The 24,296-nt window shown below is 37.9% G+C and carries 23 protein-coding genes; 3 read left to right on the top strand and 20 right to left on the bottom strand.

Annotated elements, in window-relative coordinates; all coding sequences use genetic code 11:
• Positions 1-3: 3 nt before the first annotated feature.
• The 7 genes from ACMX9J_RS05530 to ACMX9J_RS05560 form a co-directional block, all read right to left on the bottom strand.
• Positions 4-765, bottom strand: coding sequence for a M15 family metallopeptidase (locus tag ACMX9J_RS05530; RefSeq protein ID WP_098625807.1), 762 nt, complete (start codon positions 763-765; stop codon positions 4-6).
• A gap of 156 nt (positions 766-921) precedes the next feature.
• Positions 922-1,989, bottom strand: coding sequence for a TolB family protein (locus tag ACMX9J_RS05535; RefSeq protein ID WP_028412873.1), 1,068 nt, complete (start codon positions 1,987-1,989; stop codon positions 922-924).
• 25 nt (positions 1,990-2,014) lie between these two features.
• Entirely contained in the window at positions 2,015-3,484 is a 1,470-nt protein-coding gene (locus ACMX9J_RS05540) for a sensor histidine kinase (RefSeq protein WP_028412872.1), read from the bottom strand.
• The gene (locus ACMX9J_RS05545) at positions 3,481-4,173 is read right to left on the bottom strand and encodes a response regulator transcription factor (protein ID WP_028412871.1); all 693 of its coding nucleotides are present in this window, start codon (positions 4,171-4,173) and stop codon (positions 3,481-3,483) included. Before ACMX9J_RS05545 ends, ACMX9J_RS05540 begins: the two co-directional genes overlap by 4 nt.
• Before the next feature lie 121 nt (positions 4,174-4,294).
• Positions 4,295-4,486 carry a hypothetical protein gene (locus ACMX9J_RS05550; protein ID WP_416225518.1) on the bottom strand — a complete coding sequence of 64 codons (192 nt, stop codon included), beginning with the start codon at positions 4,484-4,486 and terminating at the stop codon, positions 4,295-4,297.
• 148 nt (positions 4,487-4,634) lie between these two features.
• On the bottom strand, positions 4,635-6,146 hold the full coding sequence (locus tag ACMX9J_RS05555; RefSeq protein WP_416225519.1) for an FAD-dependent monooxygenase: 1,512 nt from the start codon (positions 6,144-6,146) through the stop codon (positions 4,635-4,637).
• Between the two features lie 34 nt (positions 6,147-6,180).
• Positions 6,181-7,356 (bottom strand): ABC transporter permease, encoded by a 1,176-nt coding sequence (locus ACMX9J_RS05560; protein WP_416225520.1) that lies wholly within the window; start codon positions 7,354-7,356, stop codon positions 6,181-6,183.
• A 193-nt stretch (positions 7,357-7,549) separates the two neighbouring features.
• Between ACMX9J_RS05560 and ACMX9J_RS05565 the strand changes: the two genes are divergently transcribed.
• Positions 7,550-8,158 (top strand): TetR/AcrR family transcriptional regulator, encoded by a 609-nt coding sequence (locus ACMX9J_RS05565; protein ID WP_416225521.1) that lies wholly within the window; start codon positions 7,550-7,552, stop codon positions 8,156-8,158.
• 41 nt (positions 8,159-8,199) lie between these two features.
• Here the strand turns inward: ACMX9J_RS05565 and odhB are convergent, their stop codons facing one another.
• From odhB to ACMX9J_RS05595, 6 genes are all read right to left on the bottom strand, one after another.
• Positions 8,200-9,495 carry a 2-oxoglutarate dehydrogenase complex dihydrolipoyllysine-residue succinyltransferase gene (gene odhB / locus ACMX9J_RS05570; protein ID WP_014459542.1) on the bottom strand — a complete coding sequence of 432 codons (1,296 nt, stop codon included), beginning with the start codon at positions 9,493-9,495 and terminating at the stop codon, positions 8,200-8,202.
• Between the two features lie 16 nt (positions 9,496-9,511).
• Positions 9,512-12,373 carry a 2-oxoglutarate dehydrogenase E1 component gene (gene sucA, locus ACMX9J_RS05575; protein WP_028412867.1) on the bottom strand — a complete coding sequence of 954 codons (2,862 nt, stop codon included), beginning with the start codon at positions 12,371-12,373 and terminating at the stop codon, positions 9,512-9,514.
• Between the two features lie 364 nt (positions 12,374-12,737).
• Positions 12,738-13,325 carry a PadR family transcriptional regulator gene (locus ACMX9J_RS05580; RefSeq protein WP_416225522.1) on the bottom strand — a complete coding sequence of 196 codons (588 nt, stop codon included), beginning with the start codon at positions 13,323-13,325 and terminating at the stop codon, positions 12,738-12,740.
• A 66-nt stretch (positions 13,326-13,391) separates the two neighbouring features.
• On the bottom strand, positions 13,392-14,936 hold the full coding sequence (locus tag ACMX9J_RS05585) for an MDR family MFS transporter (protein WP_028412865.1): 1,545 nt from the start codon (positions 14,934-14,936) through the stop codon (positions 13,392-13,394).
• Between the two features lie 139 nt (positions 14,937-15,075).
• Positions 15,076-15,522, bottom strand: a complete 447-nt coding sequence (locus ACMX9J_RS05590; RefSeq protein ID WP_416225523.1) for an OsmC family protein — start codon at positions 15,520-15,522, stop codon at positions 15,076-15,078.
• Positions 15,523-15,643: 121 nt separating this feature from the next.
• Positions 15,644-16,540 (bottom strand): NAD-dependent epimerase/dehydratase family protein, encoded by an 897-nt coding sequence (locus tag ACMX9J_RS05595; protein ID WP_416225524.1) that lies wholly within the window; start codon positions 16,538-16,540, stop codon positions 15,644-15,646.
• A 165-nt stretch (positions 16,541-16,705) separates the two neighbouring features.
• Here ACMX9J_RS05595 and ACMX9J_RS05600 point away from each other — a divergent pair, with 165 nt between their 5' ends.
• Entirely contained in the window at positions 16,706-17,926 is a 1,221-nt protein-coding gene (locus ACMX9J_RS05600; protein ID WP_367078029.1) for a DUF418 domain-containing protein, read from the top strand.
• A gap of 41 nt (positions 17,927-17,967) precedes the next feature.
• Here ACMX9J_RS05600 and ACMX9J_RS05605 read toward each other — a convergent pair whose 3' ends face one another.
• From ACMX9J_RS05605 to ACMX9J_RS05615, 3 genes are all read right to left on the bottom strand, one after another.
• Positions 17,968-18,426, bottom strand: coding sequence for a hypothetical protein (locus ACMX9J_RS05605; RefSeq protein ID WP_033579407.1), 459 nt, complete (start codon positions 18,424-18,426; stop codon positions 17,968-17,970).
• 324 nt (positions 18,427-18,750) lie between these two features.
• A complete protein-coding gene (locus ACMX9J_RS05610; RefSeq protein WP_013057601.1) occupies positions 18,751-19,041 on the bottom strand; it encodes a hypothetical protein in 291 nt (96 codons plus the stop codon).
• Positions 19,042-19,134: 93 nt separating this feature from the next.
• On the bottom strand, positions 19,135-19,623 hold the full coding sequence (locus ACMX9J_RS05615; RefSeq protein WP_033579408.1) for a GyrI-like domain-containing protein: 489 nt from the start codon (positions 19,621-19,623) through the stop codon (positions 19,135-19,137).
• 221 nt (positions 19,624-19,844) lie between these two features.
• Here ACMX9J_RS05615 and ACMX9J_RS05620 point away from each other — a divergent pair, with 221 nt between their 5' ends.
• Positions 19,845-20,132 carry a hypothetical protein gene (locus tag ACMX9J_RS05620; protein WP_028412858.1) on the top strand — a complete coding sequence of 96 codons (288 nt, stop codon included), beginning with the start codon at positions 19,845-19,847 and terminating at the stop codon, positions 20,130-20,132.
• A gap of 134 nt (positions 20,133-20,266) precedes the next feature.
• Here the strand turns inward: ACMX9J_RS05620 and ACMX9J_RS05625 are convergent, their stop codons facing one another.
• From ACMX9J_RS05625 to ACMX9J_RS05640, 4 genes are all read right to left on the bottom strand, one after another.
• Positions 20,267-21,364, bottom strand: a complete 1,098-nt coding sequence (locus ACMX9J_RS05625) for an acyltransferase (protein WP_047750599.1) — start codon at positions 21,362-21,364, stop codon at positions 20,267-20,269.
• Positions 21,365-21,580: 216 nt separating this feature from the next.
• Positions 21,581-22,489 (bottom strand): hypothetical protein, encoded by a 909-nt coding sequence (locus tag ACMX9J_RS05630; RefSeq protein WP_416225525.1) that lies wholly within the window; start codon positions 22,487-22,489, stop codon positions 21,581-21,583.
• Between the two features lie 299 nt (positions 22,490-22,788).
• Positions 22,789-23,496 carry an ABC transporter ATP-binding protein gene (locus tag ACMX9J_RS05635; RefSeq protein WP_416225526.1) on the bottom strand — a complete coding sequence of 236 codons (708 nt, stop codon included), beginning with the start codon at positions 23,494-23,496 and terminating at the stop codon, positions 22,789-22,791.
• Positions 23,493-24,290, bottom strand: coding sequence for an ABC transporter ATP-binding protein (locus ACMX9J_RS05640; RefSeq protein ID WP_033579414.1), 798 nt, complete (start codon positions 24,288-24,290; stop codon positions 23,493-23,495). Before ACMX9J_RS05640 ends, ACMX9J_RS05635 begins: the two co-directional genes overlap by 4 nt.
• Between the last annotated feature and the right edge of the window lie 6 nt (positions 24,291-24,296).

Below are 24,296 nucleotides of genomic sequence, written 5' to 3' on the forward strand. Positions count from 1 at the left end.
TGATTAAGCTTTTGTCTTACTTGCATAGGTTTCTAACGTTATATATTGATTAAAAATGGATGAGGCTGCCTTTTTTCCTACATATCTAAGGTGCCATGGTTCGTATTTATAACCGGTAACTTCTTCTTCACCTTGAGGATATCGAATAACGAATCCGTATTGATACGCATGTTTTGAAAGCCAATGAGCTTCTAGTGTATCAGCAAAGCAGTCTGCTGCAGCACATATTCCCTTTCCTCCTGTGACATCGATTGCTAGTCCCGTTTCGTGTTCACTCGTTCCTGGGTAGGCGCTATAAGTGCGTGCTTGTTCTTCACCGTCTCGCTTTGCGTAAAATGCAAAAAGCTCTTTTTGCCGCTCGTGAGATCGATAACCAGATACGCCAAGTAAGCTGATACCCTCTTTTTCCGCGTCTCGAAAAAGTTCTTCAAGCGCTTGTGCCGCAGGCTTTCTAAGCATTCGTTTTTCTATTTTTTCGTTAAAGATAAACGGAACGTCGGCATAGACTAAATCGGAAGGCTGGTAAGATTCAGGAAGCTGATGCTTTTTATTAACTAAAGCCGTAACCGATTCTGGATTGGCTATTACCACTGTTTCGTCTACATTAGATTTCGTTAAAGATGAAGAAGCTGATGAGCTTTCTAGTTTTTGAGCCTGTCCATTTTTTGTGAATTCTCCGACAGGCTTTGATGAAGAATTGCTTGTGCCGCACCCTGCTATCATCAGCGCAAAAGCTAAAGAACAAATAAATAAAAAGTATTTCATGATGTCTTACTCCTTCCACATGGCTTTTGATACGCTATAAAAGCCTGTAAAGAAAGAATAAAACATAAATGTTTCTGTCTTTTATTCAGTTGTTTCAAACTTGTAAACACTCTTAAAGAAGTTTAGTATGCGTAAAAAAAAGACTGCCTAAGCAGTCTATTTCAAAAAGATAATATACGTATGAACTTGATTTTGCGTAAAGCTCGATGCAACTAGTTTATTTCCTGATTGACTCCAGGCAAGCTGATCAGCGGCATAGTCTAAATTTACGTTTAAGTGTGTAACATCTCCTGTTAATCCATCTGCTATGAATATCCCTTTATCTCCCTCTTTTTCAGAAATAAAATTATAAGCTAATTTCGAACCGTCGGGAGACCAGCTTACGCCAAAAATTTGAGTGGACAGAGCAAGCTGAAAGGCCTCTGATCCTTTTAAATCTGTGATAGACAGCGTTCTCGTTTGGGCATCTTTTTGCTGAACGAGCGCTAATTGCTTTCCATTTGGAGACGGGATAATAGAAACCACATTATCTCGGATTTTTTCAGGGTCCGTCTGTTCGTTATGAAGAAAAAAAAGCTGGTTGTTTACACCAATATAATAAATGCCACCTATCCCTTTAACTGCATCTAAGATTCGATCGTCTCTGTGCAATAGAGGTTCTGCTTTTCCTTTTACATTTGCTTTAGAAAGCTTTCCTTCCATTGTAATAAACATTACTTCTGAATTATTAAGCCACTCTCCGCTTGATGGGTAGAGAAGAACATTCTTGATTTCAACTGTTTTTTTTGTTTGAACGTTCATTATATAACCAAATGTATCTTCGCCTTTTGCAACTTTATAAAAAAGATATTTACCATTTGGAGAAAGCTTCGCCGCATGTTGAATTTCATTGCTTGGATGCAACACAAAAGTAGACTTGTTTTTTAGATTATAAGTAGCTAAATTCTGCGCATATACCTCTTTGGGACCGAAATCGTGCGACCGAAATTGTTTATTTTCTTGACTAACAATCACTGTGTTTTCATTCAAAAATTGAAACGCTCTTACTCCGTTAATATCTTGAACGTCTTTCACTTCTATTTTTCCATCTTGATCTACGTGGTCCAATACAGTAATTTTCTTGTCTGGTTTTTCAACCGTTTCTCTATGACCTTCTCCTTGGCCGCATGATGCTAAAATAAGAAAAGTGCTTGCGATATATATCATTAATCTATACCGTTTCAATAACGGTTCACTCCTTTTAGCTAACTCAGTTCTCGTTTTTTAAAGGAAACGACACTTTAAAAGTTGTCCATGTAGAGTCAGAATGATGCAGCTTGATAACCCCGTTTTGTTTTTCAGTTAAATCTTTGGCTAATGCTAAGCCAAGACCTGTTCCTCCGGATAAACGCGACCGATCTTTATTTACGGTGAAAAATGGTTGGAATAATTTCTCTTCTGCTTCGGGTGGAATTCCTATTCCGGTGTTGGCTACATCTACAATGATAGAATTCTCTAAAGTATAAGATGCTACTTCCACTTTTCCTCCGGGTTCATTATATTTAATAGCATTGTCAATTAAATTAATAAAAATGTGTATTAAGCTTTCGCGATCAGCCCAAACAACCGCTTCTTTTATATTTGTATGAAGAGTCAAATCAAATTTAGCAGCTTTTCCTTTCATACGATCGCATATGTCTTCTAGAAGCCGTTTCAATTCAACTTGCTCTGGTCGCTGCTCGAAATCATATTTCTCAAGTGCTGAAAGCTTTAAGATTTTATCCACCATTTCATGGAGGCGATTCGTTTCTTTACGAATGTTTTGCACACCGTCTTCCATAAGCTGAGGATCATCTCGATACATATCAAGTAAGTCAACATAAGCTTTGATCGATGTTAAAGGCGTCTTAAATTCGTGGCTGATGTTACCGATAAACTGCTTTTGCTGCTGTTCGAGAGACTGCAGTTTCGAAATGGCGAACTCAAGCTTTCTTTTTTCTTTATTCATTTGATCGATGTTTTTTTCAATCGACGTACTCATAAAAAACAAGCCTTGACTGAGCTCTCCGAGTTCATCGCGCCGTTTGAAGGGCACATCAGTTAAATAATGGCCTTTTCGAATCTGCTGTGAAGTTTTTTGAAGCGTAGCGATGAGAGAAGCAATGCGATAAAAATAAGCATAGCCAATTAAAAAAGCTGCTGCCGCTGCAATCGTTCCCCCCATACGAAATAAGTGCCTAATGTCAGCTATAAACTGCTGATTATTTTTTAGAGAATGGTCAAAACGAAGGACTCCAATAAATTGATTCTCGATTGACACAGGTGCAAAGTAAATAAGGGAAGAACCCGAGATTTGATAGGCTATTTTTCCTTTCAAAGCATAGCTAAGCGTATCAGAAACATCCACATCTTTTTGGCCGATGGGAATAGAGCTTCCTGCTTCCTGTCCTTTTTGATTATATAGGACTGTTTGCATTCCGCTTTGTGATGCAATTGAAGATGCAAGGCGCTGTCCTTTTTGCTGAAGAAAGGAATCTGTATTCAGAGACGGGTCACCTGTTACATAACTTTGATGAATCGTTTGCTCCGCTGCTTTGCTTTTTTGAATAAGTTCACTTTCTAGCTGATCACGCTGATTGGTCTCAATTCCTTTTAATACGAGTACGCTCAGTACGGTTACTGTTAAAATAATTAAAAAAGCAAGAACGAGTCCCATCTTAGCTTTTAGGCTGATTTTCATTCATTGATCCCTGCAGTCGCTTTATATCCAACCCCGTATACCGTTTGAAGCAAATAAGGCTCTGCTTCTCCTACTTTTTTTCGAAGGCGCTGCATGTGAATATCTACCGTACGTGTACCGCCTGCATAATCCATTCCCCAGACAAGATCTAGTAAATCTTCTCGTGTGTACACTCTCTCTAAATTGGCAAGCAATAAAGCAATAAGATCAAACTCCTTTGGTGTAAGCTTAACTAACTCATTGGCAACATGTAACGTGCGCTGAATTAAGTTCACTTTCACTTTTCCCACCGTGATTTCTCCCACAGCTTCAGGAGCTTCATTTTTTTCTATTCGCCGAACAAGTGCTTTAGCTCTAGCTACAAGTTCTCTTACATCAAATGGCTTGGTCATGTAATCATCAGCGCCTAACTCTAAACCTAGAACTTTATCGACGATATCATTTTTAACCGTTAACAAGATAATCCCCATTCCTCTTCGATTCTCAAGTTTTCGGCATACTTCATAGCCGGTTAATTTTGGCATCATCACATCTAATATCATCACGTCAGGTCGAAAGCTTTTTACTTTTTCAAGTGCTTCTTCACCGTCAGATGCTGTGTCTACAATATATCCTTCGCGCTTGAAAGCATAAGATACCGCTGTGGCAATACTTTTTTCATCATCTACTACTAAAATCCTTTTATTCAATGTATCACGTACTTTCATTTGATATTTCTCTTCGTCTATCTTATCAAACAGCTTTAGCAAAAACATCTCCAAGTTGTTTCGAAATTGTAAACAAAAATAAAGAGATTGAGACATAACAAAATCAATTCAATCTAAAGACGCACAAATGAGATAAAGGAGGCTTAGTATGGAGCGCTTTTGACACCGCGGTTGATTTCCGTGCAAGGCTTCGCTTTCCGCGGGCGGCCGCTGAGCCTCCTCGTCGCTTGCGCTCCTGCGGGGTCTCACCTGTTCTGCTTTTCCTGCAGGAATCTGCGCCCTGCCTTCCAATCAACCGCTTGAGTAAACTAAACAGATGAAATCTACGTTTACATGACCATAAAAAAATCCGAATAAAGTTGATTTTCCTTGAAGAGTCTCGATTCATCGATCCAATTTTCTTTTAGCTAAAATCATGTTGTCTTAGCCTTTTATTAGCGTTATTATTCATTTGTAAAAGGAAGGGTTTTATGAGTATTCAAATATTGATAAAGAAGCTCTATACGCTGTTCGCTGCTAATAAAACCGATATACCCGTCCGGTCTAATAACATACAGTGCATCTTTTTGAAGCCCTGCTTTCTTCATATAGGGGTTCCAAGAAAACTCATGCAAAGAGAAGCCTTTTTCTCTCATGCTCTTTTTTAGCTTCTGTGCTGCTGTTCCATAGACGTGTATTTGCCAGTTTAAGGACTGTAAAGATTCAAAATTCCCTTCCACATAAGGTAACCGATCACCACTTTGTACGTTTGTCCCTTGTCCGCTGCTTAGGTTACTATTTCGATATTTAATGCGGATTTGAGATAAAATTGTAAATGCTTTGTGACGGGGATAAGGAAAGCGAAATAAAAAGGATAGTACAGGCGGAAAGATATGCTTTCTAAAAAATTGACTCGTTTTATCTCTTGCCACCATTCGCTTAAAAGCGCGATCAGTTGTATTTACAAGCAGCTCTGCAAAAGGTAACCTTTCTTCTTCGTATGTATCTAATATGGAAAGTGCCGCTTTGTGTTGAAGGACAGCTGCTAATTTCCATGAAAGGTTGATTGCATCTCCAATTCCTGTGTTCATTCCTTGGCCGCCTGCAGGACTATGAATATGGGCTGCATCTCCACTTAGAAAAATACGCCCTTGTCGGAAACGACTTGCTACTCTGTGATGGATATTGTATGTTGAGAACCAATTTATATTTTCAATCTCAGCACCAAATGTTTGTTGAAGAAAAGTTTGAATATTTTCAGCTTTTATATCGTTTTGATCCAAAAGAGCTGAAGGAATAATGCCGATCATTCGATACGTTCCTTTACTTCTAACAGGCATACAAATCAAAAATTCTTCATTGCTAAATGAAATACTGATTTTTTGATCCTTCATCACTTCACCAGAGCCGTGAACATCCATCACATAAAAATGCTGTTTATATTTTTCTCCTTTAAACTCTATATTCATTTGTTTACGAACTGTACTGTGTGCTCCGTCACATCCACAAATATACTTAAAATAAGCGGTTTCCTCTTGCTGGGCTTTTAATAAAGTTTTTACCTCTTCTCCGTGTTCAGCTAGAGATAGTAGCTCCGTCTTCCATTCTACTTCAATCCCAAGATTTTTTAATTTTTCAAGCAGAAACCGCTCGTGGTCGTCCTGTGGAAATGTAAGAACAAAAGGAAAAGGACTTAATCCTTCTCCTAAAGATCCTAGATGAACTTTTGCTTTTATTTTATTCTTTACTCGGACGTATACATCTTCCATCTTAATCCCGCGGTCTATGACTTCATCTGCAAAACCGAACTGCTGATATAATTCAAGGGTTCGCGGTAAAATAGCCATTGCCCGGGAGGCTTGCCCAGGCCCTTCGTTTCTATCAATAATTCGAAAAGAAATGTTATGTCTTGCTAAATTATAGGCCATCACAAGGCCAGTAGGTCCGGCACCAACGATTAGGATTTGTGGCTTCATCATTATCTCTCCTTCTCATTCAGTTGCAGTATCTTTATATTGAGCGAGACTTCTCTTTTTTTACAGAAGATGCAGGTAAAGCAGAAGCAAACAGAGCACACAAACTTATTAAAGAGATAAGAGCTAGAGCGGATACAGAATGATTCCATGTCAGATGTTCTCCAAAGAAAAATAGTTCTCTTACGCCATCTACCATAAACCTCATTGGCAGCCATGGATAAATCCACTCTCGATAAAAATCAGGCATAATTTCTGGGGCCATTGGAAGCAGCGGTGCGCCAAAAAATAGAATAATAACGAAAATCGGAAGTCCCTTTAGTCCTAACCATGAAAGTGCGGCTGATATCAAGGTGAAAAAACTGAAGTAAGCAATAGCTAAGAATAGTGCTGTATCCAAAAATGAAGGAACGCTTATTCCAACTACTTCAGCTAGCCACGCTAGCCCGAAACCTGCAGCTAAAGCAAGTGTAGCACCAATGATTACGAACCCTATTTGGTTAACAATTTTCTCTTTGCGAGAAGAAAACGTGATTTTGTGGATGCTGAGGAAGACAACTGCTGCCCCTGCTATGCTTGCCATCCACAGCGGCTGAAATAATGAAACGGGGGCATTTCCGTTGACACTATGAGTCCCTGTTTTATTGACGTTTATCACTGTCTTTTGAATCGGTGTAGCGAGTGCTAATGCTTGGTTTGCACTTAGTTGCGTTCCGCTTTGTTCAAATCTTTTCACTAGTTGCAAGCGCATATTTTCATTCATCTGATCAACTGCTCCGTTTAGCACCTGACTGGCTAGTGTTGAAGCAGCTGTATTCATTCCTTGATTCACTAACAATCTAATAGCAGGTGCCTCAGGCTGAGCCGTCTGAAGAGTCGCCTGTTTTTTGGTGAAATCTTTTGGAATGATAAGCGCTCCGTAGTATTTTTGATTATTTAACCCTGTTTCAACTTCTTTAGTAGTTGATACAAAAATCCATTTAACCGAAGCCTGTTCAGCGCTTGAACTCTTCATATTTTGTTTTATATGATCTCCTATATTTACCTTACCCTTTGCTGGAACTGTCATTCCTTCGTCGGCATTTACAAATGCGATTGGCAAATTCTTAGGTGCTTGGCTTACTGAAGGAATTAACGTTAGGGTAAAAATGAAAATAACTGCTACCACTATAATTGGTGAAAGATATATAAGCTTTTGATTACTTAATTTCATATAGATATCCCCTTCTTTAAGCATATACACGTTGACGGAGAGATAATGTACATGCTGTTGATTAGTGATCACTATGTAAATTATAATAAATTTACCTGCATTCTCAATATGCAATAATCATGGGAATGTCGCTTACTTAACACAAAACACATAACTGTTCATTATTAAAGAAAAAAGTAGGTGTTTAAAAACTGTGGGGAATTCAAAAACAGATCGTAGAATTATTCGAACGAAGAAATTTATCCGAGATGCTTTAACAGAATTAATGGAAGAGAAAGGATTTGAAGGCGTAACGGTCAGAGATCTGACGAAAAAAGCCGATATTAATCGAGGAACTTTTTATTTACACTACCAAGACAAATACGATTTGCTTGAAAAAAGTGAAAATGAAGTCATTCAAGAGATAAAAGAATTTATCAAAAAAGCAAATCCAAATGAGATTGTATCTGCTAATTTGAAAGAACAGCCTTTGCCGTTTATTATTGCGCTTTTTCAATATATTCAAAAGAATGCGCGTTTTATGCAGGTTATGCTTGGTCCAAAAGGCAACCCTGGCTTTCATCTTAAAATTAAAGAAGTTATGAAAACCAATATGCTGGAAAAATTAGAGCTCATGGATAATAAAACGCCTCCGCTTGTTCCACTTGAACATTTAATGTCTTATGTAACGTCAGCGCATCTTGGCGTCATTCAGCACTGGCTAGAACAAGATATGAAGCAGTCACCTAGAGAAATGGCTCTGACACTCGCTAGCATGACTTTTTTGGGTCCTGCTTATGTTGCAGGCATTAAGCGAACATAAAAGAACCTGCTATTCTCTCGAAGAATAGCAGGTTCTTTTTATTAACCTTCTAGTAATAAAGATTCTGGATCTTCTAATAGTTCTTTAACAGTAGCTAGGAAGCTTACGGCTTCTTTGCCGTCAACGATACGGTGATCGTAAGAAAGTGCAATGTACATCATCGGACGATTTTCGATACGCTCTTCATCAATTGCTACCGGACGAAGCTGAACTTTGTGCATTCCTAAAATACCAACTTGAGGCCCGTTTAAAATTGGTGTAGACATTAATGAACCGAATACACCGCCGTTTGTAATTGTGAACGTTCCACCTTGTAAATCTTTTAATGCTAATTTGTTGTCGCGCGCTTTTTTCGCTAAATCAACGATAGATCCTTCGATACCAGCGAATGTTTTACGGTCAGCATCACGTACAACTGGAACAACAAGACCGTCTGGAGCTGACACAGCAATACCAATATCGTAGAATTTTTTAATTAATAACTCGTTGCCTTGAATTTCAGCATTTAATAATGGGTATTTTTTAAGTGCTGCTACTACTGCTTTTGTGAAGAATGACATAAAGCCAAGTCTTACGTCGTGCTGTTCAAAGAATTTGTCTTTGCGTCGTTTGCGAAGAGCCATAACAGCCGTCATGTCTACTTCGTTAAACGTTGTCAACATAGCCGCTGTTTGCTGAACTTCAACGAGACGTTTGGCAATTGTTTGACGACGACGTGACATACGTTCGCGTTCAACAGGTTTGTCGCTATTTTCACTTGCCGCTGGAGACGGAGATACCGGGTTAGCTGGCTTACTTGCTTGTGCCTGCTGTTTTTGCTCATTTGATTTTTGATCTGCATATGAATCAATATCATGTTTACGCACACGGCCAAGAGGATCAGTAGTTGGTACTTGATCTAGCTTGATTCCACGTTCTCTTGCTGCTTTGCGAGCTGCAGGAGAAGCAATCAGCCATTGTTTTTGATTTCCTTGTTGAGGCGCTTCAGCTGCTGGCGCTACTTCTTCAACTGTTTTTTGCTGAGCTGGAGCAGCTTCTTGTTTTGGTGCTTCTTCTGCTGGTTTTTCTTCAGCTTTTGGTGCTGCTGGTGCTGAAGCTCCTTCTTTCGCTTCAAGACGTGCAATTGTTTCACCAACTTGCACTGTGTCGCCTTCGCCAGCAAGAAGTTCTGTTAGCACACCAGAGTCTTCAGCTGTAATTTCAACGTTAACTTTATCTGTTTCAAGTTCAACGATATAATCGCCTTTTTCAACGAAATCTCCTACTTGTTTTAGCCACTGTGCAACTGTTCCTTCAGAAATTGATTCTGCTAATTCCGGTACTTTAATCTCTCCCATGGTTCATTCCCCTTCCTTATCGTGTAACAACGTCGTTAGCAATTTCATTTTTAGTTAATGCATCTTGTAAAATACGTTCTTGTTCTTGTCTGTGAACTGTTGGATCTCCTTCAGCTGGACTTGAGCGTCTTGTGCGGCCGATGTAGTCAACAGTAGCTCCTTCTGGTGCTACTTCACGCAGTCGATCTTCTACATAGTTCCATGCGCCCATGTTTTCAGGCTCTTCTTGTAACCAGACAATCTCTTTTAAATTTTTATAGCGAGCAAAGATTTCAGCAATTACGCGTCTTGGGAACGGATAAATTTGTTCTAGACGAAGAACGTGTAGCCAATCTTTATCATCTTCTGCTTTGTTTAAGCGTTCCGTTAACTCACTGCTGATTTTTCCGCTGCACAGAACGATTCGTTCAACTGCATCTTCTTTTTTGCCTAATCCAGGCTGTTCTACTACTAAGCGGAAAGAGCCTTTTGTAAACTCTTCAAGGTTTGACACACTAAAAGCATTACGAAGCAAACTTTTTGGTGTCATAACTACTAGCGGTCTTACTTCTTCGCGCTGTAAAATGGCAGCTTGTCGTCGAAGTAAGTGGAAATATTGCGCAGCGCTTGTTACGTTTGCGATTGTCCAGTTGTTTTCTCCAGCTAGCTGTAAATAACGTTCTAGACGAGCGCTTGAGTGTTCTGGCCCTTGACCTTCATGGCCATGTGGCAGCAATAAGACCATTCCAGATTTTTGTCCCCACTTAGCACGACCTGCTGCAATAAACTGGTCAATAATAACTTGACCTGCATTGGCAAAATCACCGAATTGTGCTTCCCAAAGAACAAGCGTTTCAGGAGCAAATACATTATAGCCGTATTCAAATCCAAGCACTGAACCTTCAGATAATGGACTGTTACGAATATCAAAGGAAGCGCTTACGTTCTTCATTGCGTGTAGTGGTGAGTAAACATCCCCTGTCTTATGATCATGAAGAACAAGATGTCTATGTGCAAACGTACCACGTTCAGAATCTTGGCCTGTAATACGAATTGGCGTGCCGTCTCTTAAAATCGTAGCAAATGCAAATGCCTCACCCAATGACCAATCCACGCTTTCATTTTCTTCAAACGCTTTGGCACGTTTAGATAAGATGCGATCAAGTTTTGGAAATACGTTAAATCCTTCAGGGTATTTCACTAGCTCTTGATTCACTTCAAACAGCTCTTCTTTTGTAACAGATGTATCAATATCTGAAATTCCTTTGAAGACTGCTTGTGGCATTTCCATAATTCTATGTTGTTTTTCAGCTTTTGGCGGTACTTTCTCATAAGCTGCTTTTAACTTCGCTTGTAACTCTTCATTAATTTGATCTGCTTGACCGCTTTGAATAACGTTTTGTTCTTCGAGCTGCTTTGCATACATAGCACGAACGGTTGGACGTTTTGTCACAATTTCATACATCTTCGGCTGCGTTACAGACGGTTCATCCATTTCATTGTGGCCAAATCGACGGTATCCAATTAAATCAATCAAGAAATCTTTGTTAAAACGTCTGCGATACTCATAAGCAAAATAAGCAGCCGCTAAACAGGCTTCCGGATCATCCGCGTTTACGTGAACGATTGGAATTTCAAACCCTTTTGCTAAGTCACTTGCATATTTTGTTGAACGAGAATCGACGCTTTCTGTTGTAAATCCAATCATGTTGTTAGCAATAATGTGGATTGTTCCACCTGTTTGATAACCAGTCAATTGATTTAAGTTCAGCGTTTCTTGTACAATACCTTCACCAGGGAACGCAGCATCTCCGTGAATTAAAATCGCGAACGATTTTTTTACATCTTGTTTCGGGTATCCATTCACATCACGCTCATCTTGAGCCGCTCTTGTAAACCCTTCCACAACCGGATTAACAAACTCCAAGTGACTAGGGTTACTAGCCAATGTCAAACGAGCTCGAACTGTGTTCTCTGCTTTAATTTGTTTGTCGGCACCCAGGTGATATTTTACGTCTCCCGTCCAGCCGTAGTTGATACCGATTGAACCTTCTGAAGGAACTAATTCCTTGTTAGGCGCATGCTGGAATTCCGCAAAAATCATTTCATACGGCTTGCCTAATACGTGTGCTAATACATTTAAACGTCCACGGTGAGCCATACCGATATTAACCGTTTTTGGGCTTGTTTCCACTGAGCGTGCAATCAGTTCATCTACAAGTGGAATTAACATATCTACGCCTTCAATAGAAAAGCGTTTTTGTCCGACAAATGTACGGTGTAAAAATTGTTCAAAGCCTTCTACTTCTGTTAAACGCTTTAATACAGAAGTTCTTTTCTCATTTGAAAGAGGTTGGAAAATAGCACCTGACTCGACCATATCAGTCAGCCACTTATTCTCTTCCATGTTATGTACGTGATGGAATTCAAACGCAATGGTTTTTGTGTAGACATCTGTTAAATAGTTAATTGCGTCTAAACCATTTTTGACGTGTGATGGCGCATTCGTACATAAAATATCAACCGGAATTGATTTTAAATCTTCTTGCGTTAAATTGTAATCTTCCAAGTGAAGCAAGACAGGATCTTTCTTCTCGCTTTCAAGAGGCTTAATTGACGCGTATAGATGACCATAAGCACGGATGTTTTCCGCTAGCTTAATAGCCGATGCAATTTTAGATGTGTTAGCTGAAGGTGCAGTCTGTGCGTATTCAGCTTGCTGAACCTGCTCACTTTCGTTTAATGGAGGAGCACCCCAATAATCAAATAATTCTTTTAAGTCTGGATCTACTAGATCTGACTGCTCTTCATATAACTCATACTGTTCTAATACATAGCCATAGTTCGGACCCAAAAATCCTTGCCAAGGCTCCCCTCTATTCGACGTTTCGTTACCCATGATAAAACCCCCAACGAGTTATAATAATTGTCGTACTCAACAATCTTTCCATTTTGAATGTCGATTACCTTATCGTCTGACATCTTTACAACGAGTGATAAATCTCACTGCGTGTGTATCTGATATCTGCTTATATTTTACCACTCTTTTACTCGTCAATCAAAATGAAATCGCTATATTTCTTTAATTTTTTTTACTTTTTTAATAGTCTTACTACTTTTTGAAAGCGTTTTATAAGTAAAGCTGATTAAAGGTCGAATCAGGTGTTAATTAATTGTTATTGACCTAGCTTTTGGCGAAATTAAATTGCTTGAAATATATTTTATGACTATTTAAAAAAAGAAGCAGTGTTTTGCTTCTTTTTTTAAAACTCATCTACGATTTTTTCAACGTCTTTAAAATAACTATCATCTACTTCTGTAAGCTTGCTGCTTTTCGCCGCTTCGAGTAAATGAGTGAACCAAGTTACTTCTACTTTCAAATGCATAATCGTGCGCATAATGATTGACAGATTTGCAATGGAATGATCCACCTTTTTAACTTGGTACAAATTTTGCATTTTTTCTAAATAAGCTGCCGTTTCCTCAATCTTTTTTTCTAAAGCAGAAGCCACTTTTTTTTGATCCACGTAAGAAGTAAATGAAAGAGCAGCATAAACAGGTCTATGCATATGCTCTTTTTTTAACAGCTGTTCAAAATAAAGGCGTTCAAATTCTTCTCTTCCTGCATCCGTGATAGAATAAACGGTCTTTTCAGGTCTGTTCGTCTCTCGAATCACATCGACTACTTTCACCAACTGATCTTTTTCGAGCGTATCAAAAGCGTAATATAAAGAACCGCTTGCAAGTTTAATATAGTGCTTCATTTGTCTTTCATTAATGGTTTGCTGAATTTCATAAGGGTGCTTATTTCCTTCCATTAATAAGCCCAGTATGACTAATTTAACACTCATAACACCTTTCACCTCTTGACATGCATCTTATTTAGTAAAAAAAGCACGAATAAATTTGTGCCTTTTCTATTTTTGAGCTGCAGGTTCCTTAGCTTCTACCCGCTTTTTAGGGGGAACTTCCACTCGTTCATTTCCCATTAAAAAGACAGTAATAATAGCTACTGCAATTGGAATAAGAGCAAGCATAAATGCATACGTGATCGATGTAGACATAGCATCAACAATCTTATCTAATATTTGAGGCGGAATGCTGTTTCGGGCACTTGATTGAAAAACTGCACTCGGATCTCCTATTTGAGAAAATGCTCCTTGTGATCCATTTCCCATACCTTGAAAATTGCGCTGCAGCTCATTTGTAAATGTATTGCTTTGAATCGTTCCAAAAATCGTAACTCCCAGCGTCATTCCTAAAGAACGAGCAAATGAGTTTGTTGAGTTGGCAGAACCTCTAAACTGTGGATCTAGCTTATGAGTTGACGACGTTGGTAAAAGAGAAAAGCTAAACCCTACGCCAAATCCAGTCAAAATCATAAATACCGTGAGCATCCAACGAGGTGTATCAGGTTCCATTGTTCCTAACAAGAACATTCCTACTGCAAATGAAAAAACGGACATAATCATCAAGTTTCGGAAGCTTGTTTTTGTGAGAAAAATCCCGCCGATCGCACTTCCTGCTACTGAGCCTAACATCATCGGAGTTAAAATTAAACCTGCATTTGTAGCAGAACCTCCGTAGACAGCTTGAACGAAAATAGGAATAAATACCGTTAAAATAATAAACGTTGCTCCGTATAAGAAAGCGAGAATCTGTGATGTTGCAAATAAACGGCGCTTGAACATCCAAAATGAAATAATCGGCTCTTGCGCGCGCTTTTCCACAAAAAAGAAGAGTGACAGCGCCACAGCAAAGATAGCAAAAAGAGATAAAATTTGCGGAGAAGACCACTCATACTCTTTTCCTCCAAGTTCAAGAGCAAACATTAAACTTACTACTGAAATGACAAGAGTGGCTGCACCAGCCCAGTCAATTTTTTGCTTTTTATGACTTTTTGACTCTTTATAAAAGCGCATAATAAAAAATAACGATAAAAGTCCAATTGGCACGTTCACGTAAAACACCCAGTGCCAGCTGATGTATTCCGTAATGTAAGCACCGAGAAGTGGACCAAATACGCTTGCTGAGCCAAAAACGGCACCTAATAATCCCGTCATTTTCCCGCGTTTTTCAGGAGGGAAAATATCAAATACGATGGTAAAAGCAATCGGAAGAAGCGCTCCTCCTCCAATTCCTTGAATCGCTCGGTAAATACTTAGCTGCACAATGCTTTGTGCTAAACCACACAATGCGGATCCAAGTAAGAATACGGTTAACCCAAAAATAAAAAACCGTTTACGGCCGTACATATCAGATAGTTTACCAAATATCGGCATACCTGCCATCACGGCAACCATATAAGCGGACGTAACCCAAACAAACTTATCTAATCCGCCTAGATCAGAAATGATTTTCCCCATAGCCGTCGCTACGATGGTGTTATCCATGGCTGACATAAAAATACCGAGCAGCAATCCTGCTACGATAAAACGAATATGTTTTTCTGATGAAACCATTTCAGTTCCTCCTTTCGCGTCATCTTTTTGATGAACAGAAATGATAGCTACTTAAATTATTATATTCAAATTTGAGTATTTTACAATCTTAAATGTGCTATTTTTTAGAAATAAACATAACAAAAGCGTAATGGATTCATTACGCTTTTACTGTGAGCTGAGGTTCTAATTCGATCTCTACATTTCCTTGAATGGCTCTTGAAATCATACAGGACGTTTCTGCTTTTTTTATAAGTCGATTGATTTTCTCTTCTTGGGCCGCAAATTTAGGTGTGACGATCACGTGAGGTTTATGAATGATTTTTTCGTACGTAAACACACCATTCGTTACGTCCACGATAGCTTCTGATTCCATCGTTAAAGCCTCCTGATGGATTCCACTTCTTTCTAGCATCGCTGCAAGCGTGATAATGTAGCAGGTGGCTGCTGCTCCTAGCAGCATTTCATCTGGATTTGTCCCGGCTCCTGGCCCGTCCATTTCTGGTGGAATAGAAATGTTTGTTTTTAATTGCCCTGCTTCAATTGTTCCCACTTCATTTCGGCCTCCTGGCCAATTTGCTTGCAAATGAAAGTGATGTTTTGCCATAGTGTATCCTTCTTTCTTCTATATAATGATGTATACTTAGCGTACCTTTTTTGCTCATAAAATAAAAGTGTTCTGCTTGTAATAGCAAAAAGACTGCTAAACGTGCAGTCTTTGTTGTTCTCTAACTTAAAGGTACTTTCTTTTCGCTTTCAACGACAGTTTTGATTAATGAAGGCAGCCAGTCCTGCAGGTTCGTAAATGAATATCCCCAAAAGCTAGCTTTTTCATTGCTCATCGTCCAAGAATGATCTACTCCGTACGGAGAACTATTTTCATCCGTTAAACGAGAGGTTGTTCTTGCTGTTTTATCCGCTGCTTGTTCAATATATGAAAATAAATTTTTGAGTGAAATGGTACCATTTGAACAAGCGTTAATCGGCCCTTTTAGCTTCTGTTCTGCACACCAAACTAAAAATTCACCTGCTTCTTCCTGTGAAATGAAGTTCATTTCTGCTTCAATAGCCGGTACACCAATTTCTTCTCCATGCATAATTTTTTCTATGTGAAAACGCAAGCGGTCCGTATAATCATCTTTTCCCATAACAATTGGAAAACGGACAGCTGTTACCGAAAACGGTGCTTTTTGAAAGAATACTGCCTCGGCTTGGCGTTTTCCTTCTTGATAGGAAATATTTTCACGGCGTGTATATGAAATAGGATACTTGTATGGATCAAAATCTTCTTCATAACACGTTTTTTCTAAAGAACCATATACTGAAAGAGTCGAGGTAAGTACATAGTGACTCGTACTATGACGAAAAGCTTCAACAGCAACAGCTGCGCCGTGTGAAGAATAGCATATTTGATCGAAGATAACATCCCATTTTCTTCCTCTTGTTGTTTCGATTATAGAATCTTTTTCTACACGATCAAGAAAAATTCGCTCAACTCGGTCGCCGAAATCATCCGGTGTTTTACCTCGCGTTGCTAACGTAACCTGTACTCCTTTAGAAAGCAATGTCTGAACTAAATTTTTTCCGAAAAAACGCGTTCCACCTAACACAAGTGCTGTTTTCATCTTTTTCTCCACCTTTCATATTTGATATGGGTGACCATACCATTATTATCCAACTTTTTCATCCATAAAGCTATGAATCTTTCCGCTTATTTTTTTGTACTTCCACCTATTTTTTCGCCACTGTCGTGTTAAGATGTACATATCTAACCAAAAGGAGCGACAGCGATGAATCCTTCTCCACTTCCCCTTAACGAACGTCTTGTTATTCTTGATATTATTCGGGGCATTGCTTTGCTGGGCATTTTTTTAGTGAATATACCGGCTTTTACTTCTCCGATATTTATTTTTCAGCTGTACAATGTTTCTTATAAGTATGAAGGAATAGATGCTTATATTGATTTATTCTTGCAGCTGTTTGTCCAAGGGAAGTTTTTTACCATCTTTTCTTTTTTGTTTGGACTTGGATGCGGAATTTTTTTGCATAGAGCTGAAGAAAAGCAGTACTTTGCCGCTGCTTTATGGTCAAGAAGAATGGCTTCTTTGCTATTAATCGGGCTTTTTCATCTTGTCTTTTTCTGGTATGGAGACATTTTGCATGTGTATGCTATTGGCGGTCTTTTATTATTCTTTTTTTACAATCGAAAAGCTAAGACGATTTTGCTGTGGGCAATAGGCTTGCTATGCTTTTTTTATCTTTTGGCTTGTATGCAGTTTTTTACTCCAGCACACGTCTTGCAGGAGGCTCAGTGGGAGTATAAAGCTTTACATGAACATGTCTTAACCCAATATTTATCCACCTACAGGCAAGCAGACTATTTATCTTGGCTGTTTTATCGTTTGAATGTTGAAGTGGTGCCTATGCTATTAAATCTACCGTTTTCTATCTTTCCCGTATTTTCTATGTTGTTATTTGGCTTATATACTGCTAAAAAAGGATTGGTACATAATATCGAACAAAATCGTTCTTTTTTAAAGAAAATTCAGTCAATAACAGGCGCAGCAGGTTTCACTTTAACTATTATTCTGGCCATGCTAAAAACAGAGATTTTAAGATACGAACTCTATCAGCAGGCGGCCATTCACCTTTTTACAAGTTTGAGCGGCATTTTTCTATGTTTTTTTTATCTTACCACCTTACTGTTATTCCTGCAATTTTCTCCTTACGCTTCAATGCTGGGTCTTTTTAAGTATAGTGGAACAATGGCATTAACAACTTACCTTAGCCAAACTTTAATTTGCCTGTGGATGGTTCGAGTCTTTGGTTTATACGGAACTCTTACCTTAACGGAAAGCACGGTTATTTGTCTCATCATCTATACACTCCAGCTTTTTCTTAATAAGTGGTGGCTTTATTATTTCTATTACGGTCCGTGTGAATGGTTATGGCGGAGCTTTACATACCGATCTCTCCCGCCTCTTAGGCGGAATAGAAAAGCTTCAGCTTAACAGCAAATCGGCCTTCAAGGTTGAAAGCCGATTTGTCTCCTTTACTGCAAAGGCGGTATAGTTATTCGTTTAATTCCATTTGTCTCAAACTCTCGTATATAATCCATTTCTCGATGAAAAATTTGCATAAAAACTTCATTTTTTATTTCTTTAGTGGGTCCTATTTGCTCTATCACATCTCGTTTAGCCATGCGATAGGCTAGCGCTTCCCAAAACACTTCGTTATCGTATTCTCCAATAATATCTTGAAGAGAATCTTCATGTTCTTCTGTAAACATAACCTCACTGTTTAGCGTGTGAAAAGGTCCTTTTTCAAGGAAAGGCTCTGCGTGTGAAAACATTTGTTTTTCTACATCCGTATATTCCTGTGCATGCTCATCTTCCACTCCAGAACATGCTGTGACCATCCAGTTACCTAAATAAATTAAATCAAGCAGTTGAAAAAAGTGCGTTTCAGATAGTTGAAGTTCAATATCGTTTTTTACAGGAGCTTTTGACATAAGCGCGGATCTCTCCTTTAATTTTGAGGGTAGTTGCTACTAAATAAAATAGCTAAAAGGGTTAATATGCAGGCTAGCAGGAAAACTGAAGAAATGGCTTCACCTCTTTTCTGTAGTGTAAAAATAGAGGTACTGACATCCAAAGAAGTGAATACGAAGGGTGTAAACTTATCATAATCGAAATAAAGACAAGATACAAGACTTTTTTACTAAATTTTCTGACTATTTTCGTCATAAATACCTATTTTTGTTTTGTTTATACTAGAAAGGTCCGAAATTTGTGTGCTGAGCTGTTCAAAATAAAAAAGCGCTGAACCAGGCGCTTTAACGGTGTAAAAAAATAGATAAACCAATAAAAAAAGCAGCTAAAATAAAATCAAAAATCCATTGCCACTTCTCACGTTTTAACAATACGTGCTCTACCCCTGATAACAGCGAACTTATACTAACCAAAACAAAAATAAAGCTTAATTGGTTAAACGAAAATTTAGTGACAAAATTTGATACAAGTATGACTGCTACGGTGATGAACAGTGCCATTTGACTTATAAGTACCCATTTAATTCTCTGTTTATATCCGTCTTTTAAAGCTTGTAATAAATCGTTGCTGATCACTCTCACTAAACCCCTTTTGTATTCCTATCGTCAAAAGTAAGAACGCAGCAAAAAACGCTTATCTGCATCTTAACTACTTAGCAAAACTAGCTATTAAATTGAAACATAAATATCAACTTGACTGCACTCAGGATCAATACAGCGTTCATCATATAATTCAAAGTCTATTTTATAGGCACGATGATTTTTTTTAGCCCACTCGCGAATATAAGCCCAAGCCTCTACTACTACCTGTCTAGCTGGCCCAACAGCTGTTGTAAACACCATATATTCACCTTCTGGGATGATGAACTCTCTCATATCATCTTTGAGTTCGCCGCCAGGTAAAACTTCATATCCTAGAGCAAATGTAAAATCCATTTTTTGATTATATTCAAATTCTGTATAAAGAGCAAATGTATTACCATTTACTTTATTGGCGATTTTATTAGCTAACTGTTGTTTATAAAAAGTCTGCCAGTGCTCAGGAATAAGACCTGTGCCCGTTTCTTCCACAGGTTCATCTGTTCGAATAGGCACTCCTACAACAGTAAATTCATTTACCTTGACTACTTTTTGACTTACGACTAAGTCAGTCAACATATTGAGCCCCCTTAATTCTTCTTTTTCTGTAGTTACAATGAGGGAAATACTTCTTAATATGCATTTTATTTGTATTCAAAGAAAACGTCAACCTTTTATGCAAATCCCTTAACGAAGGGGCTGAAGATCATTCTTCTAAACTATAAAAAAACGATTCTATTTTCTTTGTACACATCATACGTATAAGATACCCCTAATTTACAATAGAGTGAGGTAAAAAAATGAAGATCATTGAACTTGCCGAATTCATTAAAACAAGTAAAAAAACAACTAAACTTGCTCTCTCCTCTTCTACAGTACAGTATACATTAGAAACAGATGATTTGAAAATTGAATTAAAAACAGGCGGCACGAATAAGCGAATCGTGTTTTTTCGCATCTTCTTAAAAGGAACGTACAAGGATTGGATTTGTTATCACCGGAACGAACATCATATTTACGAATTGTATCAAAATATTCCTTTATCTCCTAAAATGCAAAAGCAGCTTTTGTATGCTATTGCATCATAAAAGAGCTGGCTTAGTTAGCCAGCTCTTTTTCAATACATTAGACGAAGCTCAAGCCAATTAGGTTTTAAATGACTCATTTTTTATCAAAAAAACACCGGAAGCTTTGGGGTCAGTCCCTTGCTCCGGTGCTTTTCTTATTTATGCTGTAGCTTTGTAAACGAATGTTTGTGCGGCTTTGCATGTAACTTTCCCTTTGTCCATTGAATCCCTCTGTATAAATAGTACGAGCACCAAAAAACTGCTGGGACGATAAGTACATATGCGACGATACTATTTGTAAAGAAAGAAGAATCTATGGAACGAAGCAATCGATAGGTCTCATTTAAAATACATATATGCACGACATAAATGCCAACTGAATTTTTCCCAACCTTTGAAAAAAACGAGTTTTTGCCAAGACTTGGACTGCTTAATACGAATAAAAACAATGATGCCGATAAAAAAATCGTAGAAATAAAATAGTCTCCGGGCTTGCTGTGCTGGATATTGACCAACCAGTAGCGCTCGGCGATCTCTAACGCTGAAAACACAAAAAAGCTGGCTAAATAAATCATGGGCCTTACGTTTAATACTGACAGAATTTGCTTACCATAAAGGGCAAACATAGCTCCTAATACTGTATAGAACAAACCAAAGAACAGGGCATCTCTCGTTTGAAAAGAAAGTGGAAAAAATAAAGAATAAGACTGTCCAAATAACCCAGTTACATATAATACGGTGCTGATAATCATTAATAAACCGATCTTTTTCCATCTTTGAAATAAGAAAACGATGACAACAGCCCAAATTAACGCAATTAAGTACCAAAGCTGAAATCCGCTTGTGTCACTTCCATAATAAAAGATATCTTTGAATGTGATGGATGATGTTAAATAATCAGCTACTGCATCTTTTCGCTCTGCTAATGTTCCGTGGTTCTGAAATAAGCGCAGAACTACACCAAACAATAAATAAAAGATGAACCAACATGCATAAAGCTTTGAAATATTCCACGTGTATTTTTTTAAGTATGCAGAAGGTTTTGGATGTTTTTGAATTTTATTCGTAAACAAATACCCTGATACAATAAAGAAAAAAGGAACCGCGAATCGTGCAAATGTGTCAACAATGACATCTAGCACATTTTCCTGGTTCCCTAAAAAGAAATCGTCATGTGATGGATTAACATGAATACAAACCACAAACACTGTAGCAAAAAACTTAATAAAATCAATTGAATAATTACGTTCCATCTTGTTGTCAGCTCCTTAAAATAAACTCGAGCTCTATTTTAGCATAATTATCCAAACGAAAAAGACATTTTGGTAAAATTAACCTTATAGTCATGGAAAAATTTTCTTAACTTCCAATATTCTAGTCTTGTTTACTTGTATGATGTCTTTCAATATTCCAAATAAATGATTCTAAAGAACTACAAAACAAAAAACAGATTACCGGTAACCTGTTTTTTAAATTAACATTTTCCATGCAAACTTCTTATCTTGTTTAATATCGATTTCTTTTTCATGTAAAGCCTGCACATGCTGTTTAATTTGTTTGAGAAACAGCATTACTTCTCCGCTTGATACGGCAGCTGAGTTGAGAGATAACGAATGTTTTTTAGCAATTTTTAATTCCTCTGTTTCCACTGAAATACTCACGTGGCGAAATAAGTGCCAAGGGTAATAAACTGTTTTAAAAGATTTTGAGAAATAAATTCCTTTAGAACAAACGGTAATCCCCTCGGTTTTTTGAAGAGGATATGTATTTAAATGAGCTACAATTTTTTCTTTTGCAGGTAAATAGAGCCTGTTTCGCATCTCTTTTTCAACTTCTTCACATAGTTGTCCTGCTACCGACAACACATCTTTTGGATCAGGTGTTTGATGAATTTGAAAAGATGAACAAATAGAAGTTAATTCTTTTGAGGATACACATGGATATATATAGTCTTGACACATATATTCATGGGAATGAGTGCGAATAAATTTCTTGATTTTTTTTAATAGAGATACTAGCTTTCTAGCTGAGTAATCGTTTTGATTGACTTGAAATTTCTCCACGTCATTAAAACAAATCATTTCTTCTTTTCGAATGGTAATGGATTGAATGTTAGCGAAATCTTCCCATAACATTTTTCCTTTTTTCATCCCTCTGCTTTTCCAGTAAATCCCCTTATTTGTAAAGCAAATTCCCCTTTTATCTAGGCCCGCTATAAAAGAGCTGTGTAAATACGCAATTATTTTTTCTTGGGGCTGAAACTGAAAGTATTTGCTAGCCATTTTTTTGTAGAAACTAGGTATTTGCATTACATAAAATTGACTTTCTCTATAGATTAAGCATAAGTCAGTCAAATAATTAGTTTTCAGCGTCGCCACGCTCTCACTTCCTTTTTGAGTGTAAATAACCGTACCCATTTTTTTCTATTACTTTATAAACGTTTTTTGATGAAAAAAGTTTCAACTTTTTTTGTTTTTTATGAAAAAGCTTTAAATTGAAGCATTCCTTTCATCTAGGAGGTTATCTAATTACTCACTTATTCAATAATCTTATTTTAAACGTTCCCTACTTAATTAAGAAACTAAACCAGATAATAGCAATGCTTACCTGCTTTATCCAAATCATCCCCTGTGAACAAAAATAAACCGCAGCGTTAAAACGCGATGCGGTTTGTTTTTTAAGCTAAATAAGCTTCTTTTATTTTTTCATTGTGAATTAATTCCGGTCCTTTTCCTTGCAAAATAATTTCTCCCGTTTGAATCACGTAGCCTCGGTGCGCGATTTGCAGTGCTTGATAAGCGTTTTGTTCAACGAGCAAAATGGTCATTCCGCTTTTATTTAATTCCATAATGATTTCAAATATTTGTTCTACAATGATGGGAGCAAGCCCCATAGAAGGTTCATCTAGCATAAGCATAGAAGGGTTCATCATAAGCGCTCGCCCGATAGCTAGCATTTGCTGTTCACCGCCGCTCATCGTTCCTCCTTTTTGAGTCAGCCTTTCTTTTAATCTCGGAAAATATGTGAGTACTCTACCCATATTTTCTTCTATTATTTTTTTATTAGAAAGTGAGAAGGCTCCAATCGTTAAATTTTCTTTTACCGTCATCTTAGGGAAAATTTTTCTTCCTTCTGGTATGTGAGCTATTCCTAGCCGGGCCGTTTGGTGAGGAGGGAATTTCGTGATGTGGGTGCCTTTATACACGATACTACCTGCTTTGACAGGAGCTTGACCGCTAATGGACTTTAATGTGGTAGATTTACCGGCTCCATTGCTTCCAATAAGAGTCACAATTTCTCCTTCTTCTACATCAATCGTTATTCCTTTAAGCGCTTGAATTCCTCCGTAAAAGGTGTCAACTTCAGTTAACTTTAATAGAGTCATGTGCTTTTCTCCTTCCTTTCTATCTCCTCTGCCGCTCCTTTTCCTAAATAGGCTTCGATCACTTTCGGGTGCGTACGGATATGTTCAGCATTTCCTTCTGCAATTTTTATTCCATGATCTAATACAATAATATGATCAGAAATTTCCATGACGAGCTTCATGTCATGCTCAATTAATAAAATGGTTATTTCCCGGTCTCTTCGTATCGTGTGAATAAGATCCGTCAGCTCTTTTGTTTCACGCGGATTCATACCAGCAGCCGGTTCGTCTAATAATAACAGTGAGGGTCTAGTAGCTAACGCTCTCGCAATTTCGAGTCGGCGCTGCGCTCCATATGATAAGTTAGTGGCTACTTCGTTATATAAAGCTTCTAGCCCAACGTATTCCAACAGCTTATACGCTTCTTTTTTAGCTGCTTTTTCCGCTCTTCTTGCTCGAGGTAAATTCAACAGCGTTTCAAAAGTGGTTGCTTTCAAATGGTTGTGCATCCCAACTAACACATTTTCTAAAACCGTTATATTACTAAACAACCTGATGTTTTGAAATGTCCGAGAAATCCCTTGTTTTGATACGCTGTGAGGTTTTAGCCCTGTTATGGATTGACCATTTAACATAATATCACCTGAGGTTGGCTGATAAACACCTGTCACCATATTAAAAAACGTGGTCTTTCCAGCGCCGTTTGGTCCTATTACAGCTGTTATTGAATTTTTTTGAATATCCATTGTTACGTCTTGATTGGCAACTAAACCACCAAAGGTCTTGGTTACATTTTTCACTTCTAAAATAGACAATTTCTT

This window comes from Priestia sp. RMT2NF4 (assembly GCF_047872835.1).
GTDB classification, from domain to species: Bacteria; Bacillota; Bacilli; order Bacillales; family Bacillaceae_H; genus Priestia; species Priestia zanthoxyli.

Bases quoted from the DNA above. Each gene is read 5' to 3' on its own strand.
- ACMX9J_RS05585 (WP_028412865.1), bottom strand. From the start codon at position 14,936: ATGGTTTCATCAGAAAAACATATTCGTTTTATCGTAGCAGGATTGCTG.
- ACMX9J_RS05540 (WP_028412872.1), bottom strand. From the start codon at position 3,484: ATGAAAATCAGCCTAAAAGCTAAGATGGGACTCGTTCTTGCTTTTTTA.
- ACMX9J_RS05590 (WP_416225523.1), bottom strand. From the start codon at position 15,522: ATGGCAAAACATCACTTTCATTTGCAAGCAAATTGGCCAGGAGGCCGA.
- ACMX9J_RS05615 (WP_033579408.1), bottom strand. From the start codon at position 19,623: ATGTTGACTGACTTAGTCGTAAGTCAAAAAGTAGTCAAGGTAAATGAA.
- ACMX9J_RS05555 (WP_416225519.1), bottom strand. From the start codon at position 6,146: ATGAAGCCACAAATCCTAATCGTTGGTGCCGGACCTACTGGCCTTGTG.
- odhB (WP_014459542.1), bottom strand. From the start codon at position 9,495: ATGGGAGAGATTAAAGTACCGGAATTAGCAGAATCAATTTCTGAAGGA.
- ACMX9J_RS05625 (WP_047750599.1), bottom strand. From the start codon at position 21,364: ATGGAACGTAATTATTCAATTGATTTTATTAAGTTTTTTGCTACAGTG.
- ACMX9J_RS05605 (WP_033579407.1), bottom strand. From the start codon at position 18,426: ATGTCAAAAGCTCCTGTAAAAAACGATATTGAACTTCAACTATCTGAA.
- ACMX9J_RS05635 (WP_416225526.1), bottom strand. From the start codon at position 23,496: ATGACTCTATTAAAGTTAACTGAAGTTGACACCTTTTACGGAGGAATT.
- ACMX9J_RS05560 (WP_416225520.1), bottom strand. From the start codon at position 7,356: ATGAAATTAAGTAATCAAAAGCTTATATATCTTTCACCAATTATAGTG.
- ACMX9J_RS05620 (WP_028412858.1), top strand. From the start codon at position 19,845: ATGAAGATCATTGAACTTGCCGAATTCATTAAAACAAGTAAAAAAACA.
- ACMX9J_RS05595 (WP_416225524.1), bottom strand. From the start codon at position 16,540: ATGAAAACAGCACTTGTGTTAGGTGGAACGCGTTTTTTCGGAAAAAAT.
- ACMX9J_RS05600 (WP_367078029.1), top strand. From the start codon at position 16,706: ATGAATCCTTCTCCACTTCCCCTTAACGAACGTCTTGTTATTCTTGAT.
- ACMX9J_RS05580 (WP_416225522.1), bottom strand. From the start codon at position 13,325: ATGAGTGTTAAATTAGTCATACTGGGCTTATTAATGGAAGGAAATAAG.
- sucA (WP_028412867.1), bottom strand. From the start codon at position 12,373: ATGGGTAACGAAACGTCGAATAGAGGGGAGCCTTGGCAAGGATTTTTG.
- ACMX9J_RS05530 (WP_098625807.1), bottom strand. From the start codon at position 765: ATGAAATACTTTTTATTTATTTGTTCTTTAGCTTTTGCGCTGATGATA.